Here is a 23,669-nt window from a genome sequence, read left to right as displayed (position 1 = left end):
CAAAATGAAAAATGTAAAAAACAGTATCCTAGGATTATGCCTAGCAGCAATGTCAACCATGTTTGGCCAAACAGAACCACAAGTAAATTTCGCAACAGCAACACCAAGTACCACGGTAAGCAAAGTAACTTATGAATACTTACTTGCAGACCACGTTTACTTACGTGAAAATCCATCAATAAAAGGGAAAGCAGTAGCATTATTACCTATTGGAACCAAAATGATTATACAAGAAAAAAGTGAACGTGAAGATACCTTAGATGGCATTAAAAGCAACTGGTATCGCGTAAGTATTGGTAACGACTCTGGTTGGGTTTGGGGCGGTTTAATAGCTCAAAAAACCTTTGGTAGTGAAGCAAGCCACAACGTTAAATTTGCTTACGGTTTTGAAAGTGCTACCGTAAATGAAGCAGGTGAAATTGAACAAAAACACCAATTACGAGCTTTTAAAAACGGGGTTCAAATAGATAAAATTGTTTTCAACGGACATCAGTCTAAAGCTTTGAATATGAAAAACATTGGAAACAAAGGGTTGTTTAATGTTGAAGATATTATCGCTCTTGATATTCCAGCAGCCGAAGGAAATGAAACTAAAGGCAAAATGTACATTTTTTGGAACAATGGGAAATTTACAAACGTAGCCAGTTTAATAGATCACTGCGATACATCGTACAGTAAAACAGAATCCTTTGTTTTCCCATCGGATATGGAAGGTGTAAAAAGCAGATTGGTTTTAGAAACCTTTATTACCGATCATAAAACGATAGCTAATAATGATAACGCCAAAGAAGATAAAAAACTAATTATTAGTGAATACAAATGGAACGGATACAAATTGGTTAAAATAGAAGATATGCCAAAAAGCAATGAAGATTTAGTAGCTAGTGAGCATTTAAACCCTAATAATTTCTAAAAAAGTAATAATGAAACTATATTCAATATTAATCTTTTTAATTCTAATATTAGGCGGCAAGAAGCCGTTTTCGCAAACACCGGAAACGGCACTTGCTTTGCCTATAGAATTTACAGAAAAGACAGAATCTATTGTTTTTATTGCTGGCTTTGATGAAGGTGATAATACCTATTACACCAATGCAAAACACTATTTTGAAGCACAAGATATACAGGTTGTAGATCATTTATTTTCAATAGAAGAAATCATTAGCTTTCTTAATGAAACTGCTAGTAAAACATACGATAAAATTTACATTGTAAGCCATAGTAATCCTTGGTTAGGCATGTCTTTAAAAACAACAAAAAACGGCGAACGTATTACGGTAGAAACCTTATCTGAATCCAAAAATAATATGCCCGTTTTAAAATCGGGTGTTAATAATACCACGCAAATTGTTTTTCATTCCTGTGGTTTAGGAGCAAATAAAGCACTTTTACAGGCTTTAAAACAAGTCTTTACAACAGTAGAATCACCAAAAATAATTGCGTCTTCATATTTTAATGTATTTGGAGGTAAATATGCAGGACACTATTTAGCTAAACCTTATTACGGATATTACCCAACAGCCGAATCTCCAGGTCCAGCAGCACTTTCAAAAGATTTTAAAGCGAGTTATCCACAAACTAAAATAGATTGGTTTACAGCATTAAAAACAAGAAAAGAAACAGGCTTAGGTGGCATTTATAGTTACAAGTTTAATATTCCTGTAGAATGGGAGTTTACTTTTAATAATAAATCAGAAATTCCAAAGCTTAGTGATAGAGATGCTATTATGGATTGGATTTCCGAGTCTTCAGAAATGGCAACTATTTTATACAACCTAAATATTCCTATAGAAAAATACCGTTGGAAAAGTGAAATCCGTGGCAACAAACTTCTTATTAAAGGAAAAACAACAGTGCTTTGTGTGTTACAGCCCATTTTACAGAAAGATGATGCAACAGAATATAGAAACACAGCAATAAACGATACTAGTTTATACCAAACAATATAAAATACAATTCACTCTTAAAAATTAGATAAAAAATGGATCCAAAAAAAATATTTAAAACCATATTAATATGGTTACCGTCAGCTATAATAACATTATTCTTTATACCGAATGCTTTAGATAAAATATTGCATCCTAGTGAAATGAATAAAATTATCACAAACAGCACTATACTTGTCATAACGGGCGTTTTTCTATTAATAGCGACAGCTTTATTTTTGTACAATAAAACGATTGTAATCGGAACCATACTTTTAGCGTTTTACATGACGCTTATTGTCGTTATTCATATGTACAAAGGAAAACCGTATGAAGTTGCAATTCTAATTGTTATGGCTACCATATTTGCAGCATATATTAGAAATCCGTTTACTTTTCAACCAAAACGAAATTATTAATTTGAATAAAACGAGATACTAGAAAAATTTAACCAATTCAATTAAAAATGAATAAGGGTTTAATATCTAAATGGAAGGTAGTAAACATAAAAAAAGTTTATATTTAACCGAAAATCTAGTCATAGACAAATTTAAATTTTAAGCGCTTATAGCAAGTAAAATATACTTTATAACAATATCCCCATTTGAATAAATACACCACATACGTCCTATTATTTCTGCTTTTTGTAAGCCCTTTTATCGGTGCGCAAAACAGTCAATTACGATCGTATTCCATAGAAGATGGTTTACCACAATCTCAAGTATACGATATTGTTCAAGATGAAATAGGTTACTTATGGTTAGGCACACAAGGAGGCGGACTTTGTAATTTTGATGGCACCAATTTTTCTATTTGGAATGAGAATGACGGACTGCTTTCCAATTATATTCATGCGTTATACACGTCTAATGATAGCCTATATATTGGAACAAATCTCGGGTTATCTATTAAAATAAAAAACAACTTTTCAAACTTTAAATGTCCGCAAGTCAATCATTTTTATAAATCAGAAAAAGGACTTTATTTAGGAACAGCACAAGGGGTTTATAGTTATTCTAATACTGAAAAACTTAAAAAACTAAGCATACACGCAGACATCGATTCTAGTATGGTAAACACTATTATTTTCGATGGTGCTTTTTATTGGATAGCAACTAATACTGGTCTTTGGAAAAGCAATGGGCTAGAAGGCACAGGACTTCAAATAGAAAAAATAGAAACAAATAATTTTAAATCTGTAGTTTATAACAACCATAAAATATTTGCAGCAACTTACAGAGATGGTATTTTAATATTAGATCAAAAAAATAATGAATCGCCTATTTTATTACGAGAACCACTTGGTATTAATTCCATGGAAATTCATAATAAAAATGAATTATGGGTGGCAACAGATAATGATGGCATAAGCATTATAGATACCCAAAATTATTCTGAAAAAAGAAACATAAACAAATCCAAAGGGCTTTCGGTTTCACATATTAGAAAAACGTTTACCGATAGACAATCTAATATTTGGATTGCCACATCTGGTGGTGGTTTCTATAAATATTTCCAAAATAATTTTCAACATTTCGATGCATCATCGGGCTTAAAAGGCAATCGTATTTATGCTGTACATCATGCAAAAAACAGCCTTTGGATATCGAGTTCCGAAGCTGGTTTAACTCAAATAGATACGTTAGGCATTCATCATATACCTAAAATTAAAGGCTTTTCGAATATAAAAATAAAGACCATAACTAGTGACGATTATGGAAATATTTGGGCCGGATCGGATGGTAATGGTGTACTTTTAAGAACCACGAAAACAGTAGATAGTTTAGTTCCCGATTATAGCGATTCTTTAAACGTTGTTACAAAAGTATTTACCAAAACAGTAATTAAAAACAGGGTTCTAAATAGCGAAAACGGATTCCCTTTCGATTGGATTCGTAAGCTTGTTAAAGGCCAAAACACCATGTGGGCAGCCACTTATTCTAGTGGTATTATACAGTTTAATTACGATAATGAAAAGGATAGCTTAGTTATCAAAAAAAGATATGGTAAAAAATCTGGCATCACCGATTTATACATAAAAGACATCGCATTAGATAATCAAAACAGATTATGGTACGCCACACAAACAGGTCTTTTAGGTTATATTCAAAACGGTAAACACACAGCTTTAGGGGCCGCTTTAAATCAACAAACTACAATAAGAACCTTATTATTTCATCAAGATAAACTGTTTCTAGGAACAGCCGGAAAAGGTATTTGGGTTTCAAAAATTAGCGATAACACTCCAGTTTTTAAGCCTTTAAAAGGAGCGAAAAAAATGTCTTCAGAAAATATATATCAATTAATATTTGATAATCAAGGCTATTTATGGGCAGGAACAGAACGCGGTGTAGATAAAATTCAATTAAACCAAGATAGCGATATTGAAGACATCTATCATTTTGGAAGAAACGATGGTTTTCTAGGTATAGAAACTTGTTTAAATGCCGTAGATAAAGATGAAAAAGGCCACCTTTGGTTTGGCGCGCTTTATGGCTTAACGGAATACATACCTAGTGCTGCTAGCAAAAGTACTTTAAAACCCGAAATCTATTTTAAAGATGTGCAAGTTGCTTATAAAAGTGTCGATTCTATCAACTTAAAAGTTTGGACCAATACAAACAAAGTTCTAAACTTAAACCCTAACCAAACCCAATTAAGTTTTACCTATAGAAGTGTGGATATCGATCATCCAAATCAAATAGAATATCGGTCTAAATTAAACCAAAACGCGTGGAGTCCGTGGTCTAAAGAGAACAAACAAAACTTTGCAGGTTTAGCTTATGGCGCGCATCAATTTTCTGTGCAATCTAGAAATTACAGATGGGAGGAAAGTACACCCATAAAATTCAACTTTTTTATCGATAGTCCGTTATACAAAAAAGCAGCATTCCAATGGACTGTAATAGGCTTCGCAATCTTACTTTTATTAATTCTAGGTTGGCTATACATTAGAAGAATAAGATTAAAAAACAAAGCGGATAAAGAACAATTGCAAATAAAAAACGACCTGCTTACTCTAGAACATAAGGCGTTGCAATTACAAATGAATCCGCATTTTATCTTCAATGTTTTGAATGGCATAAAAGCTATGGCTATTAACAAACCAGATAAAATGAATGCCACAATAAATAGTTTTGCAACCTTACTTCGAGAAACGCTAAATAACTCGAGAAAAGACCAGATAACTTTAGGGCAAGAAATTAAAACCATACGCCATTATATTACTGTAGAGCAGTTAATGGCAGCAAAACCGTTTACGTTTTCAATTACTAGTAACTGCGAACTCGATCCAGAAGAAATTCTTGTGCCACCCATGTTAATTCAGCCTTTTGTAGAAAACGCAATTCGCCATGGTATTTTAAAAGGCGACAAAGCAGGAGTGCTTCAAATTGAATTTAATACTACCGAACATTATTTACATTGTACAGTAATCGATAATGGTATTGGTATTTTTAAATCTCAGGAAACAAAAATAAAAACAGATCACCAATCTATGGCGCTTACCGTTACAAAAGAGCGTTTAATATCCATTTCGGGCGAAAATGTACTGCAGATTACCGAAATTAAAAATGATGACGGTACTATTGGCGGAACAAATATTACCTTTAAAATTCCTTTATTAACAGATTATTAGAGAACCTATGCTTACAGCCATTATTGTAGAAGACATGATTGATGCTTTACAACTTTTAAAAAGCGATTTAGAAACCAGGCATCCCGAAGTTGAAATTATAGCCACCGCACAAAGTGTTGTAGAAGCAGCAAAGGTTTTACGTAAAAAACAACCCGATATTCTATTTTTAGATATTATGTTGGGCGATGGAACTGGTTTTGATATTCTAGAGATTTTCCCCGATTTAAAATCGAAAATTATCTTTGTAACAGCCAGTGATGAGTTTGCTATTAGAGCCTTTAAATTCGCGGCTATAGATTATGTTTTAAAGCCGTACACTTACGAGGAATTGGATTTGGCTGTAGATCGTGCTAAAAAGCAAATACAACCTAATAAAGAACGATTAACCATTTTAAAAGAAACACTTTCTGCTCCAGAACAAAAGCCAGATAAAATATCGTTACACACACTAGATAAAATTATTATTGTGAGTTTAGATGATATTATTCGTTGTGAATCTGATAGTAATAACACCATTTTTCATCTTCAAGATAAGCGTAAGGTGTTTGTCACTAAAACATTGAAGTATTTTGCAGATATGCTAAAGAGTTACAGTTTTATAAGAATCCACCAAAGTCACTTGGTTAATTTAGACTATGTGAGTGAATACATAAAATCTGATGGCGGTTATTTAATGCTGAAAAATGGCGAAAATGTTCCGGTTTCTGTTCGAAAGAAAACAGAGATTATTGAGATTTTGGATACGATGCATAGGTGAGTGGGTCATTTTTTTTAATGACATTTTTACCTTTAATTTCAATGGCGGGCAGATATACTTTTTTTGCTTGAAAATAGGTGAGAAGGGCTGGGGTTTGTATTTGAGAAGTTATTTTAAATAAAAGTCATACGATTACGGGTTTCCGTAAATTAATTCTTATAATATTTTGTAAATTTCAGCCTTATGCTTTGAGGCAAGATTCTACTTAAATAAAATTAGGTAAATCACTCATGAATTCTTTCTTTTTTTAATCACATTATGAGTAGTAAAAAAAACAAAATAAAACCAGTATATATAGCTAGTTCTCCAACTGGAGAAGATTTATTTGAGAGTAAGTCGCATGAAAAAATATCTCAAACAATTTTTGAGCTTATAAGAGAAAAGTCATTACCAAATAATGTAATTGGGTTAGAAGGTGAATGGGGCTCAGGTAAATCTAACGTGGTTAGTATTCTTAACTCTAAATTTACAAAATTAAATTCAGATTATTTCTTTTTTACTTATGATGCTTGGGGACATCAAGAAGATTTAACTAGAAAAACATTTCTCGAAGAATTAATTTCAGATCTAAAGAAAAAAAACAAGTTTAAAGACGCTATTGACTGGGATAAACAACTACAAAGATTACTTTCTAAAACTTCTCTTAAGACAACAGAAAAATTCCCTAAGATCAAGTTCTATTGGATTCTAATAATGGGTTCAATTTTATTATTTTCTTTTTTAGATATTTTAAACCAAGACTTTTTTAGTACTAGAGATTTTATTTCTTGTTATCAAGCACCAATATTAAAACTTATTTTAATAAAATATTTTTTACCTGCAATTTTATTTATTTGGGGAATTAAAGAAATAGTAAAAGAATATAATGATTTCGATAATGATGAAAAAACAAAAACTTTAAAATTTAAAGATAGATTTAAACAATTATTTTACATTTTTAGTGGTTCAGACTTAACTTCTGAAGAGTTCGAGTATACTTTGGAAGAAGAACCTTCTGTAAAGAGTTTTAAAGAATATTTTGAAAAAATAACTACAGATTTAAAATCAGAAGGTTTAGTTATAGTTTTTGATAATATGGACAGACTATCCGATAGTTCTAAAGTACTATCATTGTGGTCATCAATACATACTTTTTTTGCAGAAGAGAACATTGATAATGTTTGGGTTATTATACCTTATGATAAAATACACTTATCAAGTCACTTTAATGAAGAAAAGGATTCAGATATAATAGATAATTTTATTGGTAAAACCTTTTCGACAATTTTTAGAATTTCACCCCCAGTATTATCTGATTGGAAAAAATTCTTTGTTTTAAAATTTAAAGAGGCTTTTAAGAAAATTATTGTTGAAGACGACATTGATTTTATTTCATCTCTCTACGAAATAGTTACTAACACCAATAACAGAAGACCGAGAGATATCATAACATTTATTAATAATTTAGTGTCTCTCTATCTGCAACATAATAGTTCAATAGATATTAAATATTTAGCTCTTTTCTCCTTGAGAAAAAAAGAGATTCTAGCAAATCCTTTAACAACTATTTCAAATAAACAATTTCTTGAGCATGAGTCATATTTATTTAATAATAATATTGAATTAGAAGAGAATCTCGCGGCTATAGTTTATAACGTGGATAAAGAAAAATCAAGTGAGATTTTACTGAAAAACAATATTCATGATATATTTATTAAGGCTAATTTCGACGTCCTAAAAGAAGTTAAAAAGCATAGTGAGTTTAAAACATATTTTGATAATGTAATTCAGAGAGGAGACTTTCCTAGTTCAAGACCAGAAAATATTGCAAAAATATTAGATGAAATTAAAGATGTAATACCCCCGAACTCTTTATCTAATTATTGGGAGAAATTTGGTAAGAGTTTAGATAACCGGATAGAAGAGGATTTTCAAACACTAAATGATTGGCACAAAGACATCTTAATAAAGACTTCAAAAGGTACAGCCAAGAAATTAGCTAATAAACTAGTAAATAAAAGCAGGGAGAAATTTGAGAAATCTGATAATGCAAGTGATTATTATTCAACAATATTTGATTTAATTAAATATTTAAATGATAAATCAATTAAAATAATACCTGATTTAACTAATGTTCGATTAACTCCTGAGCAATTTGTTCATTATATTGATGATATGGAGAATTTATTTAATAATAATAAATGTTCATCAAAAGATTTAAAAATTCACACCAACTCTGAAGAATTAAACACATATTATATTGAGCACAAAGATGGAATATCAATGAATTACAATTGGTTGCATGTTATAAAATTTTTAAAAAATAATGATAAGAGTTATAATTTTGAAGAATTCAGAAAACATATTGAAATAAAACTACAAGCAATAACACATTCCAGCAATGATGAAATTAAATCATTAATTGAAATAATCAAGATACTTACAGGTAAAAAAAGTATAAAACTTATTCCTGAAACAATCGCGACAAACTATTTAAACCAAAATGGAAGTAACGAGGAAGGACCTTACTTTGATATAATTGCAAATCAAATTGCTCAATTAAAATATACAGAGCCAAGAAGTCGCTTTTTTATCGATGAATTAGCTAGTATAGAAAATGCAGAAAATATAGCAGAAGTAATACATCATTATATTAATTTAGGGGAACTTTTAAAACTTGTTATAGATAAAAACCAGAAATACCCTTTACTTAATAAAGTAATTAATATCATAACTCTTGAACAATTTGGATTTTCACAAGTATTAGATATAGAATGGATTTTCAAAAACCTAGACAAAATTCAAACAGAAATTTTCCCAAATAATTTCATAGATTTTTTGAATCGGTTTGATGATTGGAGTCATCATTTTGATGAAATGTATAATGAAGATAAAATATTTGATTTAAGAAGGAGAAACCTAGAGTTAACTTTTAAAAAAAATAATCATAGCTTTAAATCTGTTAACTATATATATGATAAAATTCTATACAAGCTAAAAAATGCTTCAAAAGAAATTTGGCTTGAAAATTTTGATAAGGATAGTAATTTTATCTTTGCTTTTAAGGGATTGGTTCTTAATGACCTTTTAGATAAAAAACTAACCAAGAGCACGTCTTTTATGAGTGCTTATGATGAATATCTCATCTCTATAGCTAGGACAGAAAACCCCCTTCCGGAAGATTTGATTTTTTTGGATGATTTATTAAAAAATGATTATTTGGACGGAAGGAAATTAAACAGGATATTTAATGACATTTTAGATGTTATTTTAAACAGAACAGATGTTTCTTCAGATCATATCAGGTTTTTCACCTTAGGACTATTTGAACACTCTTCTAATTTAATCTCTAAGGCAGATGAAGTATGTAGAAAACTAATTCTTCATTTAAAAAATGATAATAAATTATTTGTTTTTATCATGAGAAACTATTTAGAAAAAGTGATTGAGATTCTAAATGAATCAAAAGGGCTTTATAATCAAGATTTAACAGAGATGTTTAATTTGGCTATGCATAGTGGCATAATTGAACATAGTATTATAAATCATATATTTAAAGAAACAAAACTAACTATTCCTGAAAAGAAATAGACTAACGAAGAAGTAAATGGAAACTAAATTATAAAACAATATTCATAAATTTTTGTCTATCTATTATTATATTAAAACTCGATTAACAATTCTATAAATATTATCTTCAAAAATGATTTGTATTTAAAAATCTTCATCCCCAACCAAGTAATGTTCCATCACTTTCTACGACCAAAGGCTGCATTAAGCGTATAGTTTGTACTTTTGTAAATACAAATTATTTCAGCAATTATAGAAAGCTACATGCAACAACAACATCATAAACTCAATATATTTAAGAGCGTAAATTTCAATAAAGGGATTTACGTTTCTTTGTTTCAATTAATACTTCTAGTTTCCGTTTTTACTCAGGTTACAGCAGGCGCACAGGTAAAAGACACCCGTTTACCCATCATTATAGATGCCGATACCGCTAATGAAGTAGACGATCTTTATGCTATAGTGAGAGCCATTAAAGAACCGAGTTTTAATATTTTGGGTATTACTTCGGCACAGTTTCATACATCACCATTGGCAACCGAAAACACCGTACAAGAAAGCCAAGATATTAACGAAAAGATACTGAACTTAATGGGGAATTACAGCATTCCGCTACCACTAGGAAGCAATGTACCGATAACCAAAATTACAGAACCAGCGAGTTCTCCAGCATCAAACTTCATTGTTAAAATGGCGCATAAATTACCCGCTGGCGAAAAGCTAAACGTGGTTATTTTAGGATCGAGCACCAATGTGGCGAGTGCTATTTTGGAAGATCCTTCGATTATAGAAAAACTAAAAGTGCATTATCTTGGTTTTTGGCATACCGTGGAAACCAACACTTATAACAAAAAAGAATTCAATACAGGTAACGACCCAAAAGCGGTGGATATTCTTCTAAATACCAAAAGTCTAGATTTAAGTATCATGACGGCAACAACCAGCCAACACTTGGTGTTTACTAAAGCAGAAGTAGATGCGCAATTAAAAAACAAAGGCGGTGTTGCCGATTATTTAATAAACCGTTGGGACACGTACGAGCGTTGGTGGACCAAAGACGATCCGGAAAAGAAAAGCTGGATTATGTGGGATGTTGCTATTATTGAAGCGCTCGCACATCCGGAATTATCCAAAATTGAGACCTTTTTAACACCACCAGAAAACACACCTCGCTTAATAAACATCCATACAAAAATAGATGTAGACCTTATGAAAACAGATTTCTGGCAAAGCTTAAATAAAAAATAACCTATGTATTTAGATATTAATAGTTCCATTTTAGATTTTGAGGCGTCTTTAAATACCATGGGGTTTTTAGACCTAAAACAAGAACGTATTCTTTCTATAGAAAAACCTGGTGAGGGCAACATGAATGTGGTGCTTAGAATCCGTACCAATACGCGGTCTTTTATTGTAAAACAATCGCGTCCGTTTGTTCAGAAATATCAAGATATTACGGCACCTATTGAGCGTATTGATGTGGAGTTTCAGTTTTACAAAGCGGTTACCAATAAGGTAATTGCACCACATATTCCTAAAATACTGGCTTATAATGCAGAAAATTATTTGCTTATTCTCGAAGATTTAGGCGATTGCCAAGATATGTCGTATCTCTATGAAGATAGAACAATGCACAGCTCGCAACTGCATGAACTTATAGATATTGCTGCGGAAATTCATAAATCTAAACCTACAGCATATCCTGAAAATATGGCCTTGCGTTTGCTCAACCATCAACACATATTTGTTTTGCCTTTTTTAAAGGATAGCGATTTTCATTTAGATACCATTCAAAACGGACTTCAGGAATTGGCTTTAATTTACAGACATGATGCCGCTTTAAAAACAGAGATTGCAAAGGTTGGCGAGCAATACTTATCTAAAGGTGATACGCTTTTGCACGGCGATTATTATCCTGGAAGTTGGATGATGAAGGCAAACCATACCTATGTCATTGATCCGGAATTTAGTTTTATGGGTTTTGCCGAATTTGATATTGGCGTTATGGCTGCACATACTATTATGATCACCATGAACATCGATTGCTTAGAAAGCATAAAAAATAGATATCCAAAAACATTGAACGCCAATTTGCTTGCCAAAGTTGCCGGAATAGAAATTATGCGTAGATTAATTGGTTTGGCACAATTGCCTTTAAAAAGATCGATTGAAGAAAAAAAGTTGCTTTTAGAAATGGCAAGAACGCTTATTTTGAGTTAGAGGTATCTAAATTTAATTTATAAGATGATATCTTAAATAAAGGTAGTTGGCGTTTAGATTGGTTAGCCGTTTTTAAATTCTTAAATTTGGGTAAAACCCTTAAAAACATGCTAGCATTATTTAATACATTGATTTTACAATTACCAATGGGAACTCCAAACCCAGACGACAACCAACCATTAGATTTATCGGATCCGTTTGAGTTGATTGTGTTTATTATTTTACCCGTTTTAGCGGTTTTCTTTTATATACTTTGGAGAAAGAAACGAAAGGATAAAAACTAGTTTAATAAATAAAATAGCGGTTTATTATTTAAGGATAGGTTGTAAAACCGTCCAAACATTTTTAGCCAATATTTTATGACCTGCTTTTGTAGGATGAATGCCGTCCGATTGATTTAAATCTGGAATACCGCCAACATCTTCTAACAGAAAAGGCACCAAATACAAGTTGTTTTCTTTAGCTAAATCGGGAAACATATTTTTAAACGCTGTAGTGTAATCTTGTCCCATATTAGGCGGAATTTGCATACCTGCTAAAACAATAATAGTCTCTGGATATTTGGTTTTTACCGCATCTATAATAGTTTGTAAGTTGGCTTTAGATTGGTCTAAAGGCACACCACGTAAACCATCATTAGCACCCAATTCTAGAATAAAAATACTAGGTTCTTCATTTAAAACCCAGTCAATTCTATTTTTTCCGCCAGAAGTGGTTTCACCGCTAACACCAGAATTTACAATGCTGTAACCCAAACCCAAAGCATCTATTTTATCCTGAATAATACTAGGGAATGCATCATCAACATCATCCAAACCATAACCAGCTGTTAAGCTATCTCCGAAAAATACTATTTTTTTAGAGCTTGTGCTTTTGGTGGTTTCAACTTCAGTTTCTGGCGCAGTTTCAGCTGAATCCGTAGCTTTTTTAGTAGCATCTTGTTTACAAGACAATAAGAATAGTAGTACGTAAAAACAACAAAATTTTAAGAAAACCTTTTGAGTTCTATTGTTGATATTTATTATCAATTGTCTATTTTTCAACATCGGGATTTTTTAGTAAAAACATTAAATAAGCGTCATGTCAAATATATTAAAGATTAATGATTTAGAGAAAACTTATACCAGTGGTTCTAAAAAATTAACAGTAATTAGCAATATCTCTTTTGAAGTAAAACAGGGGAGTGTTTTCTCTATTGTAGGACCTTCAGGAAGCGGAAAAACTACGCTTTTAGGTTTGTGTGCAGGTTTAGATTATCCAACCTCAGGAAGCATAGAATTATGCGGTGCGGCTTTGCATGATTTAAATGAAGATGAACGCGCCGCTTTACGAAATAAAGAAGTCGGTTTTATTTTTCAAAATTTCCAGTTACTACCCACTTTAACGGCATTAGAAAATGTGATTGTTCCTTTGGAATTGCAAGGCGAAAAAAACGCTTCTAAATCTGGTATTGCTTTATTAGAAAAAGTAGGTTTGGGAGATCGTTTGCATCATTATCCATCGCAATTATCGGGTGGAGAACAACAGCGTGTTGCTTTGGCGCGTGCTTTCTCTAACAAACCGTCTATTTTATTTGCCGATGAACCTACAGGGAATTTAGATGAAGAAACCGGTGAAAAGGTGATTCAATTACTCTTCGAACTTAATAAAGAAGCTGGAACCACTTTGGTGATTATTACCCACGATTTAGATTTGGCAAACCGCACCCAACAAATTTTAAGATTGAAAGGCGGTAAGATTATTTCAAACGAAAAAACAAGCGCGATCTAATGAGCAAGATTTATTCAAAACCGAATTTTCAATGGCTTTTTAAAATGGCTTGGAGAGATGGAAAAGCCAGCCTTTCTAGGTTATTGCTTTTTATGGCTTCCATAATATTGGGGATTGCTGCGGTGGTTTCCATTCAATTATTTAGCGATAATTTAAAATCAAATATAAAGCTACAATCGAAAGCCTTAATGGGTGCCGATTTTGTAATTGATAGCAAACAAAAACCTACCGAAAAAACACAAGCTATTATAGATTCTTTAGGTGCCGATGCATCTGAAGTTAACTTTGTGTCTATGGCTGCTTTCCCTAAAAATAACGGCACAAAATTAGTGAAAGTGAGAGCGATTGAAGGCGCATTTCCTTTTTACGGAAATATAACAACCACACCAAAAGATGCAGGTGCTACTTACCAGAACTTAGGCGGCGCGTTAGTTGATGCCACGCTACTTTTACAATACAAGATTACACCTGGAGATTCTATTAAAATAGGAGAGTTAACACTACCTATTATTGGAGAATTAAAAGCCATTCCGGGTAGTACAGCCATTTCATCTTCAGTGGCGCCAACCGTTTTAATTCCGTTTCGTTTTTTAGATAAAACCGAATTAATACAATTAGGAAGTAGAAAAGAATATCAATACTTTTTTAAAGACCCAAAAGCTAATTTAGACGATTTAAAGAAAACATTAGAACCCGTTCTTGAAGCGGAAAACGCAGATCTTGACACGCATATTAGCACGAGCAAACGTTTAGGCAGACGCTATGATAATGTGAGTCGGTTTTTAAATTTAGTCGCTTTTATAGCGCTTTTATTGGGTTGTATTGGTATTGCAAGTTCTGTGCATATTTACATTAAAGAAAAGCTAAAAAGTGTGGCTGTTTTAAAGTGTTTAGGCGCTTCTAGAAAACAAACCTTTTTAATTTATTTGTTGCAAATTATTAGCATTGGACTTATTGGAGGTTTAATAGGTTCGGGAATAGGTACAGCATTGCAATATGCATTTCCTTATATTTTACAAGACTTTTTACCTTTTAGTGTTGAAATTTCTATTTCGGCGCAGCCTATAATTATGGGGATTACTTTAGGCGTTTTAATGTCGGTGTTATTTGCTTTATTACCTTTATTAGGAACTTGGTATGTATCGCCTTTAGAGGTTTTAAGAGGCTCGGAAGATAATCTTCAGAAGCCTAAAAAAGCGAGAATTGCCGTTATGTTGGCTATTGGTCTTTTTATCTTTTTGTTTGCGTTTTGGATGCTAAAAGATGCCTTAAACGGATTATTTTTTACCGTCGGAATTTTTACCACAGTTGCCATTATGGCTGGGATAGCACAGATATTTATTAAATTAATTAAAAAATATTTCCCGAGCTCTTGGGGTTACACTAAACGTCAAAGTTTATTGAATTTATTCCGACCAAACAACCAAACCATGGTATTGGTATTAGCGATTGGACTAGGGACATTTTTAATAAGCACGCTGTATTTTACCAAAGATATTTTATTGGCAAAAACCACTATAGAAAACAAGCAAAATGATGCCAATATCATTTTAATGGATGTTCAAAAAGAACAGGAAACGGCGCTTTTAGAGACTTTTAAAAGTAAAGGCTTGGAGGTGATTAATAACATACCAATTATTACAATGCGCATGCATAGTATTCGTGGTAAATCGGTAAATGAAATTCGCCAAGACACCACCATTAAAATGCGTAAATGGATTTTAAACCGAGAGCTTAGAGTAACCTATAGAGATGCTTTGGTAGATACCGAAGAAATTTTGGAAGGTGAATGGACAGGTAAAATGGAACCCGGAAAACCCATCTATATCTCAATAACAGACAATATTGCTAAAGATGCTAATTTGAAAATTGGGGATGCCGTTGTTTTTAATATTCAGGGTGTGCTTAAGGAAACCGTTGTTGGTAGTATTCGTAAAGTGGATTGGAGCAGTATGAAAATAAATTTCAATGTTTTATTTCCGGTGGGTGTATTAGAAAGTGCACCAACGTTTAATGTCATGACGACGCATGTACCAGATGAAGAAAGTTCGGCTACTTTGCAAAGCGATTTGGTTCAGAAATTCCCGAATGTTACTATTTTAGATTTACGCCAGGTGTTTATCATTGTTGAAGATATTCTAGATAAAATATCATGGATTATTAATTTTATGGCCTTCTTTAGTATTCTAACTGGTTTTATTGTGCTTATTGGTTCTGTTAGAAATAGCAAATACCAACGCATAAAAGAAAGTGTGTTACTACGAACTTTAGGAGCAAAAAGCACGCAAATTTTACAAATTACGGCTCTAGAATACGTTTATTTAGGTGTTTTAGGAAGCTTAACAGGGATTTTATTAGCTTTTATTGGAAGTCAATTAATAGCCACATTTTTGTTTAAAGAACCGTTTGTACCATCGGTAATTCCGTTTTTAGTTTTTCTGCCAAGTATTACGTTTTTAGTTGTTTTGGTTGGATTAAGTAACTTAAAATCTGTATTAAAAAGTCCACCTTTGGAGGTGCTGAGGAAGGAAGTATAATTTTAATAAAAGTAAACTACCGCCGTATTATTGTGCTCATTTTACAAAGCAACAATATGAGAGAAGCGGTAGAATACAAAATATATATTTAGTATCCCATTTTGTTAAGAATCACTTTTAATTTGGTTTGTATCATTCTCATGTACTGCACATTAAAAGTGACAGGGATTTCTTATCTGAAATAAAAGTAATACTTAATTCTAGCTTAAAAATTGTGTTTCGCTAAGTTGAGTTTTAATTATGGTGAGTGGCGGATAAGTGTCGACGGTTACTGAAACAAATTGATGTTTTGAAGGTTATTTCTTAACACAGATAATGAAGTGCACTCTGATTTTCTATTAAAAATAAACTTAATAGATAGTTTTAGCCCTGATAGCAGCGGCATCCTTTTTTTTGTTATTTAATTAGGACTAAACTTAGGTTGAAGAAAACGGTTTAAGATGAAAAACAATTTTAAGGCTATCTACAAAAAAGATATAGCGGATAGCAGGAAATAGCTTCTAATAACTATTATTTTTATTGCTTTTCGCTTAAATATTTCCAGTAGCGTTTGGGTACATGTTGAATGTGGAGTTTCATGTTTTTTCGTGACTTGATGTTTGTGCTTTTAAAATAGTCTTGCCACAGTTGTTGAAACTCTAATTCAATAGGTGCGAAAAATTCTGTTGATGTTTTAGAAGGATCAAAATTACGATCGAGTTCGAGACTAATAAGTTCTACGGACTCCAGATTGTAATAGATGCCATATTTTCGGCTTAAGTCGTAAATAAGCCACTTTTGATCTGCATAGCGTTTTTCGAAATGTCTTTTTATTAATGGTAAAACATTGAAATCGGGTTCTATATTTGCAAAATAAACACCGTCTTTTGTGAGTTTGAACCTAACGAAAGCTTCCATTCTATGTTTTTCTCGACTTACATTTTTAGTGAGTTTTGAAAGTTGTAAAATATGAACGTTTCCAAAATCTGAGGCAACGTTGTTTTTAGATTCAAATACATATGAAATGGCTTGATATATGGTGTTTTCTACGGTTGGTTTTTCGCTTAAAAAGGCATAGTAAAAACGTTGCAACTCATTGGCAGACATTTTCTTTTTTAAACCCGCCCAAACCCGGTTTGCTTTCTCTAGCTCAGTATTAACCAAATCCCAACTCCCGAACATCGGCTCCTGGAAATGCTTTTCTTTAACGATAGAGACTGGTTTTAATTTCATCTCATACGCCATAAAAACGCAGGTTAAAAACCCATCGAACGTGCCATCGTAAACTAAAGTTGTTTCCATAGTATTACTATCCAAACAGGTTTAATTGGTTACTAAGCATTGATGTGTATTTGCTTTTAGAGTTTTGTAGTATTAAACCTTTAATTTTTTCTGGAGTGAGATCTCGCTTTTCAAATTGATTTGAAGCACAAACCATAAAATATTGCGCTCGATTGAAGGCAACGCCAATAGCTTTTAAATGATCCCAGTTAAGCTGCCTGTAGCGCCTTGCATTTAAAATTTTAAAAACTGATTTCATGCCTAAACCAGGAATTCTAGCAAGCATGCGTTTATCAGCTTTATTAACATCTACGGGGAATTCATGCATATTACGCAGTGCCCAACCCAATTTAGGATCGATATCTAAATCTAGACTTTGGTTTTGTTCGTTTAAAATTTCTTCAATATTAAAGCCGTAAAAACGCAGAAGCCAATCGGTTTGATACAACCTGTTTTCTCGCAACATCGGGACAGGTGTGCCAATTTGCGGTAATCTCGTATCGTAACTAATGGGTACATAACCCGAATAATAAACACGTTTTAAATTAAAGTTTTTATAAAAATAATTGGACGTGTACATGATTTGCATATCATTCTCGCCACTTGCTCCAACAATCATTTGCGTGCTTTGTCCGGCAGGAGCATATTTGGGTGTACTTTTAATTATTTTCTTTTCACTTTTATATTGAATGATTTCATTTTTAACCTTTTCCATGGGTTTTATAAAATCGGCTCTGTTTTTATCAGGCGCTAAAAGTCTAAGGCCTTTTTCGGTTGGAATTTCAATATTAACGCTTAATCTATCGGCGTATAAACCAGCTTCACGCATCAACTCATCGCTCGCTCCGGGAATGGATTTTAAATGAATGTAGCCATTAAAATTCTCTTCTAATCTTAATTTTTTAGCCACAGCCACTAAGCGTTCCATAGTGTAATCGGCACTTTTAAAGATACCAGAACTTAAAAACAAGCCTTCAATATAATTACGTCGGTAAAAATTCATGGTTAAATCCACCACTTCCTGAACCTTAAAAGCAGCACGTTTAACGTCGTTACTTTTACGAGTTACACAATAGGCACAGTCAAAAATACAATGGTTGGTTAGTAAAATTTTTAATAAGGAAACACAGCGACCATCTTCTGTATAAGAATGACAAATTCCAGAAGCCGAGGCATCGCCTAATCCTTTGTTTTTATTAGTTCTGTTACTCCCACTAGAGGAGCAAGAAACATCATACTTTGCAGCATCTGCAAGGATATTTAGTTTTTCTTGTACACGTTGAAAAGACATTAGTAGGTGTTTAATTTGAAGCCCAAAGATACAATCTAATCAAATATAAAATGATTTTTTGGATAAAAAACCTCATATTAGTCATAATTAATATCTCATTATATGATATATAAATATTTATTGTTTAAATTCGTACTCTGAAACCAATGGTTTAATTATGAATCGTATTAAAGAAGTATTAGAAATAAAAGGCATAAAGCAAACCTGGCTCGCTACCAAGCTTAATAAAAGCTATAATATGGTAAATTCTTATGTGCAGAACAGAAGGCAGCCTAGTCTAGAAATGCTTTTTGAAATAGCAAATCTATTGCAAGTTGAAGCCAGAGAATTACTGGACGCTAACCCATTGGTATCAAAAGAATCGAGCAGTAGTGATACTGTGGAAATCCCGTTGATTGGTTCTGTAGCTTGTGGCTTACCTATTTATGCTGAAGAAAATATTGAAGCAAAAATTTCCATCTCTAAGACATTGGTTAAAAATGCAAGTGATTATTTTCTTTTAAGAGCTGCTGGTGATTCTATGAATAAAAAAGGTATTACTAGCGGAGATTTACTATTAATTAAACAGCAGCAAGTTGCTAACCATGGCGATCTGGTGGTTGCTTTAATTGATGATGATGCTACCGTAAAGGAGTTTATAGATAATGGAGATACTATTGTGTTAAAACCACATTCTACAAATTCGAAACATCAACCTATAATTCTAACTACGGATTTTAGAATACAAGGTATTGTCGAAAAAGTAATAAAATTATAATAGGGAAGAGGCTTATAAAAGAAAAGCCTGCATTATTAATTAGTAAAAAAACATTTTTGAGCATTGAAAATGCTCGTTTAAATATGAAATTTTATTTCTATTATAACTTAAATCAATATTAAAATAATTATAATCAATTGTATATACCCTTAATGTACCTTTTGTTTAATTATATTTATATAGAAATAAACAAAATGCAAAACTATGGAATTGATTAACGAAGCAATTGAGTTTGAAAACGCGAAAATGAGTAATATGTCTACAAGTGACAGAGTAGTAGCATCGCGAGAAGCAAAGCGTTTAATACTCGCCTTAAACGAAATTTACAAAAAGTCTAAAGATACTAGCGTAATGGATATCATGAAGCGCTTAACTGAAAAGAAGAAAAAAATTGAAAAACGTTTAAAAGGTAGACCTGAACCTGCTTTTTAAATTATAAAATTTAAAGTAATCGTTACAAAATTAATACCCTATTGTAAAAATTCTACAATAGGGTATTTTATATTTTAATAATACATATAAATACGTTCAATTTGAAAATTCTACATACTACTTTAATTATTTTATCGGCAATCTCCTTTCTATTTTATGGATACGGCTGTTTGTTTTCTGATAAAATGAAGCAGGAGTTTTTACGGTTTCAGTTGAGTGAGAAGCAACGAAAAATAACGGGTATTTTACAAATATTAGCTGGGCTCGCCCTTCTATACAGTTTTGTAAATCCATTATTAGGCGTTATCGCGACGGCAGGACTAACAATACAAATGTTATTAGGTTTTCTAGTAAGATTAAAAATTAAAGATCCATTTATACTAGCATTACCTTCATTTGTGTTTATGATTTTTAACGGCTATTTATTTTTCTATTTTTTAAAAATTTATATTTAATATATTAAACCAAAGCGACAATTAGGGATAGTGATAAAAATATAAATGCAGGTAAAGATTTTTTAATAGGATCACCTATTTTTATATGCATTATTATAGCCACAAGCATTAAAAACGCAATTCCAAGTGCCGATGGTGCTGCGAACGAACTATAGAATATAGACACCAAAAGACCTAAAGAAAATAGTAGTTTTAAACTTCCAACAACATACATTAACCACTCTGGTAAACCGTAGCTTTTAAATTCCTCCTTCATGCTACTAGCATTATTCCCTCTCCAGCTTGTAGATTTATTAATACGAAATAGCCATACGTTGATTATACTTAGGGCGATTGCAATTTTGATTATAATTATTAAATATTCCATGAAATTATTTTTAAAGTTAGATTTTTTTTTTGGTGATTAGATTATTCTGTTAAGTTTTTGAATTGGTTAAACTAGATTTTAAAGATTGTAATACACTAAAAGCGGCTTGCTCACCAGACATCATTGCGGCGTTTAACGAAGCGTTTAATTGCGTGTCACCAGCTAGAAAAACACGACTCGTTTTTTCAATTTCGGAGATAGGTCTTTCATACTGTAATTCATCTAGTTTTGGCAATCCTTTTGGTATTACATAATGTTTTATAAGAGCATGTGCTTCTATACCACAATACTGTTGTAACTCGTGTTCAACTCGTATTTTTAAAGCATCAGAAGATAAATTATGCTCTTTTACAACAGTAACAGATAATAATTCTTTGGTACCTCTAGATTTTGATGAAATACTTGTGTGATAAAATATATTATTAATAAGTGCATCTTCTTTCGTTATAAGGCCAATTAGCGGCTTATTTATACTTCTAGTGCTTGTTTCAAAATACAGTGTGTCACAAGATTTCCATTCAGTCTCTTGCTTTTTTAAATTCATCAAAAGTGCACTAGCATCGGCAGCAATTATGGTGTAATCGCTTTGTAATTCCGCTCCGTTTTCTAATAAAATTTTACCAGTATCTACAGACTTAACCTTTGTGTTAAATTTAAATGTGGTCTGTTTTAAATTAGATTTTAATTGCATTGGTATAGCTTCAATACCGGCCTTAGGTAAGGTAGCAAAACCTTCACCAAACATTTTGTAGACAAACTCAAACATTCTGCTAGATGTTTCTAGGTTAGGCTCTAAAAATATACCACTAAAAAAAGGTTTAAAAAAGAGCGTTATCATGTCTTGAGAAAACTCAAAATCTATTAAATACTGAAGTGTTGTTTTTTCTGGTTTAGCGAAAATTTCAGTAATAGAAGTTTTTTTCAGAAGACTATCCAATTTTAAAATTTTTAATTTATCTGAAAACGTTCCTATACCTGATAGCAAGGTTGGAAAAAGTAAGGATATTTCCCTTAAAGGATCCCCAATAGTTTTTCTGCTTCCATTATTAAAAATAGTAGCACCAGGAAGAAAATGCTGTAACTCTAAAGCTTCAAAATTTAAGTATTTTTGGGCACTTGGATAGGCTGTAAGTAAAACTTGAAATCCGCGATCTAATTGATAACCATCAACTATATCTGTTTTAACGCGTCCTCCAACACGATCTGTAGCTTCGATTATTACAGGTTTATAGCCATGATCTTCCAAAACCTTTGAAGCTATTAAGCCACTCACTCCAGCACCTATAATATGTATTTTACAATCTTGCTTGTTCATATTTACTCGCGTTAAAAGGGGGATAACATCTCTAAATTAAAGGTAAATATAGTTAAAAAAGATATGTTTTGTTTAACTTTTTAGATATAATGTTAAACAAAATAAATTAATCCTAAGTTTTTAATCTATTATCAACTGAGAAAACAGGAGCGAGGTTAACTTATAATTACAAGATTTAACAATCTGTAATGCAGCAGAAGTTGTGACAATTTTGAATTTAGAATATAATTTCTTTTTTACATTTTTTCCAAAAAGCAAAGAAAGAAGGGTAGTAGCCTTTTACATCAAACATCCAATCTCTTTGCCCCTCGACACCTATATAATGTACATTCAAAGGATGCTCTTTGTAATACACGTTTTCTAAACGGTATAACAATGTAAGCTCACTAAATTCACCTACAAATATTTGGATATTTTCTATGTTTTTTGAGAGACCAATTATAAAATCAATAGTCTTTTGAGATACGGGATATGCCTCAAAATGTGAGGGTTCCAATAAGAGGATTCGATTGGCAGATTCGTTGTTTTTCCAAACCGGATCTAAGTTATAAAAATTATAAATTAGTGTAGGTAGCTCCTCATTTATAATTATAGTTTTAGATTCTGGAAGCGGAGTTTTTAAATCTAATGGTTCAGAAAATGTTAACACCTCAGGTATAGATAAGTTTTCAAAATCATTGTAAGATACATCTAGAAACGTATCCGTTTGCTCGGTATAGCAAAAGTTATTAATATTTTCTTGATTGGCATAATACTTCTTATTGCTATTTGCACCAGCAACCCATTGCCAACTTAGCGCATTACTTGCCCAATCTGCATCTAATAAATGATAATACATCCATTTAGCGGGATGCAACCAATGATTTTGAGCAATGTTGCAAGACATAGAAGCTATGTACATTCTTAAATGGTTATGGATATAGCCTGTGCTGTTAAGTTGTTTAACACCAATATCTATAGCCTTAATACCTGTAGTTCCATCGGCTAAACTTTTAGAAATCCCGTTTGTTATAACCGGAGTTTGCGTATGTTTTAAATCCTTATTTATAGCATCACCTTTGGCAATCCAAACGTGTTGCCAGTAATCCCGCCATGCTAGTTCTTGAATAAATTTTAATATAGTGTTTGGATTAAAACCTCGCTTTAATAATTCTTGAAAAACAAATTTTGTAGAAATCACACCACGAGAAATATAAGGCGATAAATAACTTACTGCACCGTCTATATAGTTTCTAGATTTGCTGTAACCCACAGGATTTATGTTTGCTATTCTATCTATTATAGCTTCAAATTCTGTTGGAAAACAAACTTTAGTATTGGCGTTATTTCTCATTAAAATGGTGTTTTTCTTAATAAAAATATATTACGAAGATATAGAATGTTGAACTTTAATTACG

At 32.1% G+C, this 23,669-nt stretch carries 20 protein-coding genes and 1 pseudogene; 15 read left to right on the top strand and 6 right to left on the bottom strand.

Annotated features, from left to right (window positions below; all coding sequences use genetic code 11):
* The first annotated feature begins 4 nt into the window (after positions 1-4).
* From V6246_RS03320 to V6246_RS03280, 9 genes are all read left to right on the top strand, one after another.
* A complete protein-coding gene (locus V6246_RS03320) occupies positions 5-913 on the top strand; it encodes an SH3 domain-containing protein (protein ID WP_341558943.1) in 909 nt (302 codons plus the stop codon).
* A gap of 10 nt (positions 914-923) precedes the next feature.
* The gene (locus tag V6246_RS03315; RefSeq protein WP_341558942.1) at positions 924-1,949 is read left to right on the top strand and encodes a hypothetical protein; all 1,026 of its coding nucleotides are present in this window, start codon (positions 924-926) and stop codon (positions 1,947-1,949) included.
* Positions 1,950-1,981: 32 nt separating this feature from the next.
* A complete protein-coding gene (locus tag V6246_RS03310) occupies positions 1,982-2,344 on the top strand; it encodes a hypothetical protein (protein WP_341558941.1) in 363 nt (120 codons plus the stop codon).
* 185 nt (positions 2,345-2,529) lie between these two features.
* On the top strand, positions 2,530-5,562 hold the full coding sequence (locus V6246_RS03305) for a ligand-binding sensor domain-containing protein (RefSeq protein WP_341558940.1): 3,033 nt from the start codon (positions 2,530-2,532) through the stop codon (positions 5,560-5,562).
* Positions 5,563-5,569: 7 nt separating this feature from the next.
* Positions 5,570-6,319: a LytR/AlgR family response regulator transcription factor gene (locus tag V6246_RS03300; RefSeq protein WP_042503643.1), complete on the top strand. Its 750-nt coding sequence runs from the start codon at positions 5,570-5,572 to the stop codon at positions 6,317-6,319.
* 258 nt (positions 6,320-6,577) lie between these two features.
* The gene (locus V6246_RS03295; protein WP_341558939.1) at positions 6,578-9,889 is read left to right on the top strand and encodes a P-loop NTPase fold protein; all 3,312 of its coding nucleotides are present in this window, start codon (positions 6,578-6,580) and stop codon (positions 9,887-9,889) included.
* A 243-nt stretch (positions 9,890-10,132) separates the two neighbouring features.
* Entirely contained in the window at positions 10,133-11,116 is a 984-nt protein-coding gene (locus tag V6246_RS03290) for a nucleoside hydrolase (RefSeq protein WP_341558938.1), read from the top strand.
* Between the two features lie 3 nt (positions 11,117-11,119).
* Positions 11,120-12,088 carry a phosphotransferase gene (locus tag V6246_RS03285; protein ID WP_341558937.1) on the top strand — a complete coding sequence of 323 codons (969 nt, stop codon included), beginning with the start codon at positions 11,120-11,122 and terminating at the stop codon, positions 12,086-12,088.
* A 107-nt stretch (positions 12,089-12,195) separates the two neighbouring features.
* Complete coding sequence (locus V6246_RS03280) at positions 12,196-12,372, top strand: adenylosuccinate synthetase (RefSeq protein WP_341558936.1); 177 nt, start codon at positions 12,196-12,198, stop codon at positions 12,370-12,372.
* A 24-nt stretch (positions 12,373-12,396) separates the two neighbouring features.
* On the opposite strand, the gene V6246_RS03275 is transcribed toward V6246_RS03280, so the two are convergent.
* Positions 12,397-13,041 carry an arylesterase gene (locus tag V6246_RS03275; RefSeq protein WP_341558935.1) on the bottom strand — a complete coding sequence of 215 codons (645 nt, stop codon included), beginning with the start codon at positions 13,039-13,041 and terminating at the stop codon, positions 12,397-12,399.
* 127 nt (positions 13,042-13,168) lie between these two features.
* Between V6246_RS03275 and V6246_RS03270 the strand changes: the two genes are divergently transcribed.
* Both V6246_RS03270 and V6246_RS03265 read left to right on the top strand, forming a co-directional pair.
* Complete coding sequence (locus tag V6246_RS03270; protein ID WP_341558934.1) at positions 13,169-13,858, top strand: ABC transporter ATP-binding protein; 690 nt, start codon at positions 13,169-13,171, stop codon at positions 13,856-13,858.
* A 44-nt stretch (positions 13,859-13,902) separates the two neighbouring features.
* Positions 13,903-16,395 carry an ABC transporter permease gene (locus V6246_RS03265; RefSeq protein ID WP_445818991.1) on the top strand — a complete coding sequence of 831 codons (2,493 nt, stop codon included), beginning with the start codon at positions 13,903-13,905 and terminating at the stop codon, positions 16,393-16,395.
* Positions 16,396-16,911: 516 nt separating this feature from the next.
* On the opposite strand, the gene V6246_RS03260 is transcribed toward V6246_RS03265, so the two are convergent.
* On the bottom strand, positions 16,912-17,676 hold the full coding sequence (locus V6246_RS03260; protein ID WP_341558932.1) for a TIGR03915 family putative DNA repair protein: 765 nt from the start codon (positions 17,674-17,676) through the stop codon (positions 16,912-16,914).
* A 7-nt stretch (positions 17,677-17,683) separates the two neighbouring features.
* Complete coding sequence (locus V6246_RS03255) at positions 17,684-18,946, bottom strand: putative DNA modification/repair radical SAM protein (protein ID WP_341558931.1); 1,263 nt, start codon at positions 18,944-18,946, stop codon at positions 17,684-17,686.
* Positions 18,947-19,103: 157 nt separating this feature from the next.
* On the opposite strand from V6246_RS03255, the pseudogene V6246_RS03250 reads away from it, so the two are divergent.
* From V6246_RS03250 to V6246_RS03235, 4 genes and pseudogenes are all read left to right on the top strand, one after another.
* A pseudogene (locus V6246_RS03250) lies at positions 19,104-19,280 on the top strand (helix-turn-helix domain-containing protein); the annotation flags it as partial.
* Positions 19,254-19,703 carry a transcriptional repressor LexA gene (lexA, locus tag V6246_RS03245; protein WP_445818990.1) on the top strand — a complete coding sequence of 150 codons (450 nt, stop codon included), beginning with the start codon at positions 19,254-19,256 and terminating at the stop codon, positions 19,701-19,703. The pseudogene V6246_RS03250 and the gene lexA, both read left to right, overlap by 27 nt.
* Before the next feature lie 204 nt (positions 19,704-19,907).
* Complete coding sequence (locus tag V6246_RS03240) at positions 19,908-20,135, top strand: hypothetical protein (protein WP_042495083.1); 228 nt, start codon at positions 19,908-19,910, stop codon at positions 20,133-20,135.
* Positions 20,136-20,236: 101 nt separating this feature from the next.
* Positions 20,237-20,590, top strand: coding sequence for a DoxX family protein (locus V6246_RS03235; protein ID WP_341558930.1), 354 nt, complete (start codon positions 20,237-20,239; stop codon positions 20,588-20,590).
* Positions 20,591-20,594: 4 nt separating this feature from the next.
* Here the strand turns inward: V6246_RS03235 and V6246_RS03230 are convergent, their stop codons facing one another.
* From V6246_RS03230 to V6246_RS03220, 3 genes are all read right to left on the bottom strand, one after another.
* The gene (locus V6246_RS03230; RefSeq protein ID WP_341558929.1) at positions 20,595-20,957 is read right to left on the bottom strand and encodes a DoxX family protein; all 363 of its coding nucleotides are present in this window, start codon (positions 20,955-20,957) and stop codon (positions 20,595-20,597) included.
* A 49-nt stretch (positions 20,958-21,006) separates the two neighbouring features.
* Positions 21,007-22,272 (bottom strand): NAD(P)/FAD-dependent oxidoreductase, encoded by a 1,266-nt coding sequence (locus V6246_RS03225; protein ID WP_341558928.1) that lies wholly within the window; start codon positions 22,270-22,272, stop codon positions 21,007-21,009.
* Positions 22,273-22,489: 217 nt separating this feature from the next.
* Positions 22,490-23,605 (bottom strand): FAD-binding domain-containing protein, encoded by a 1,116-nt coding sequence (locus V6246_RS03220; RefSeq protein WP_341558927.1) that lies wholly within the window; start codon positions 23,603-23,605, stop codon positions 22,490-22,492.
* Positions 23,606-23,669: the final 64 nt, after the last annotated feature.

This window comes from Algibacter sp. TI.3.09 (assembly GCF_038154905.1).
Taxonomy (GTDB): Bacteria; Bacteroidota; Bacteroidia; order Flavobacteriales; family Flavobacteriaceae; genus Algibacter.
The sequence above is the reverse complement of the archived record's forward strand: the minus strand, read 5'-3'. Positions and strand labels throughout refer to the sequence as shown.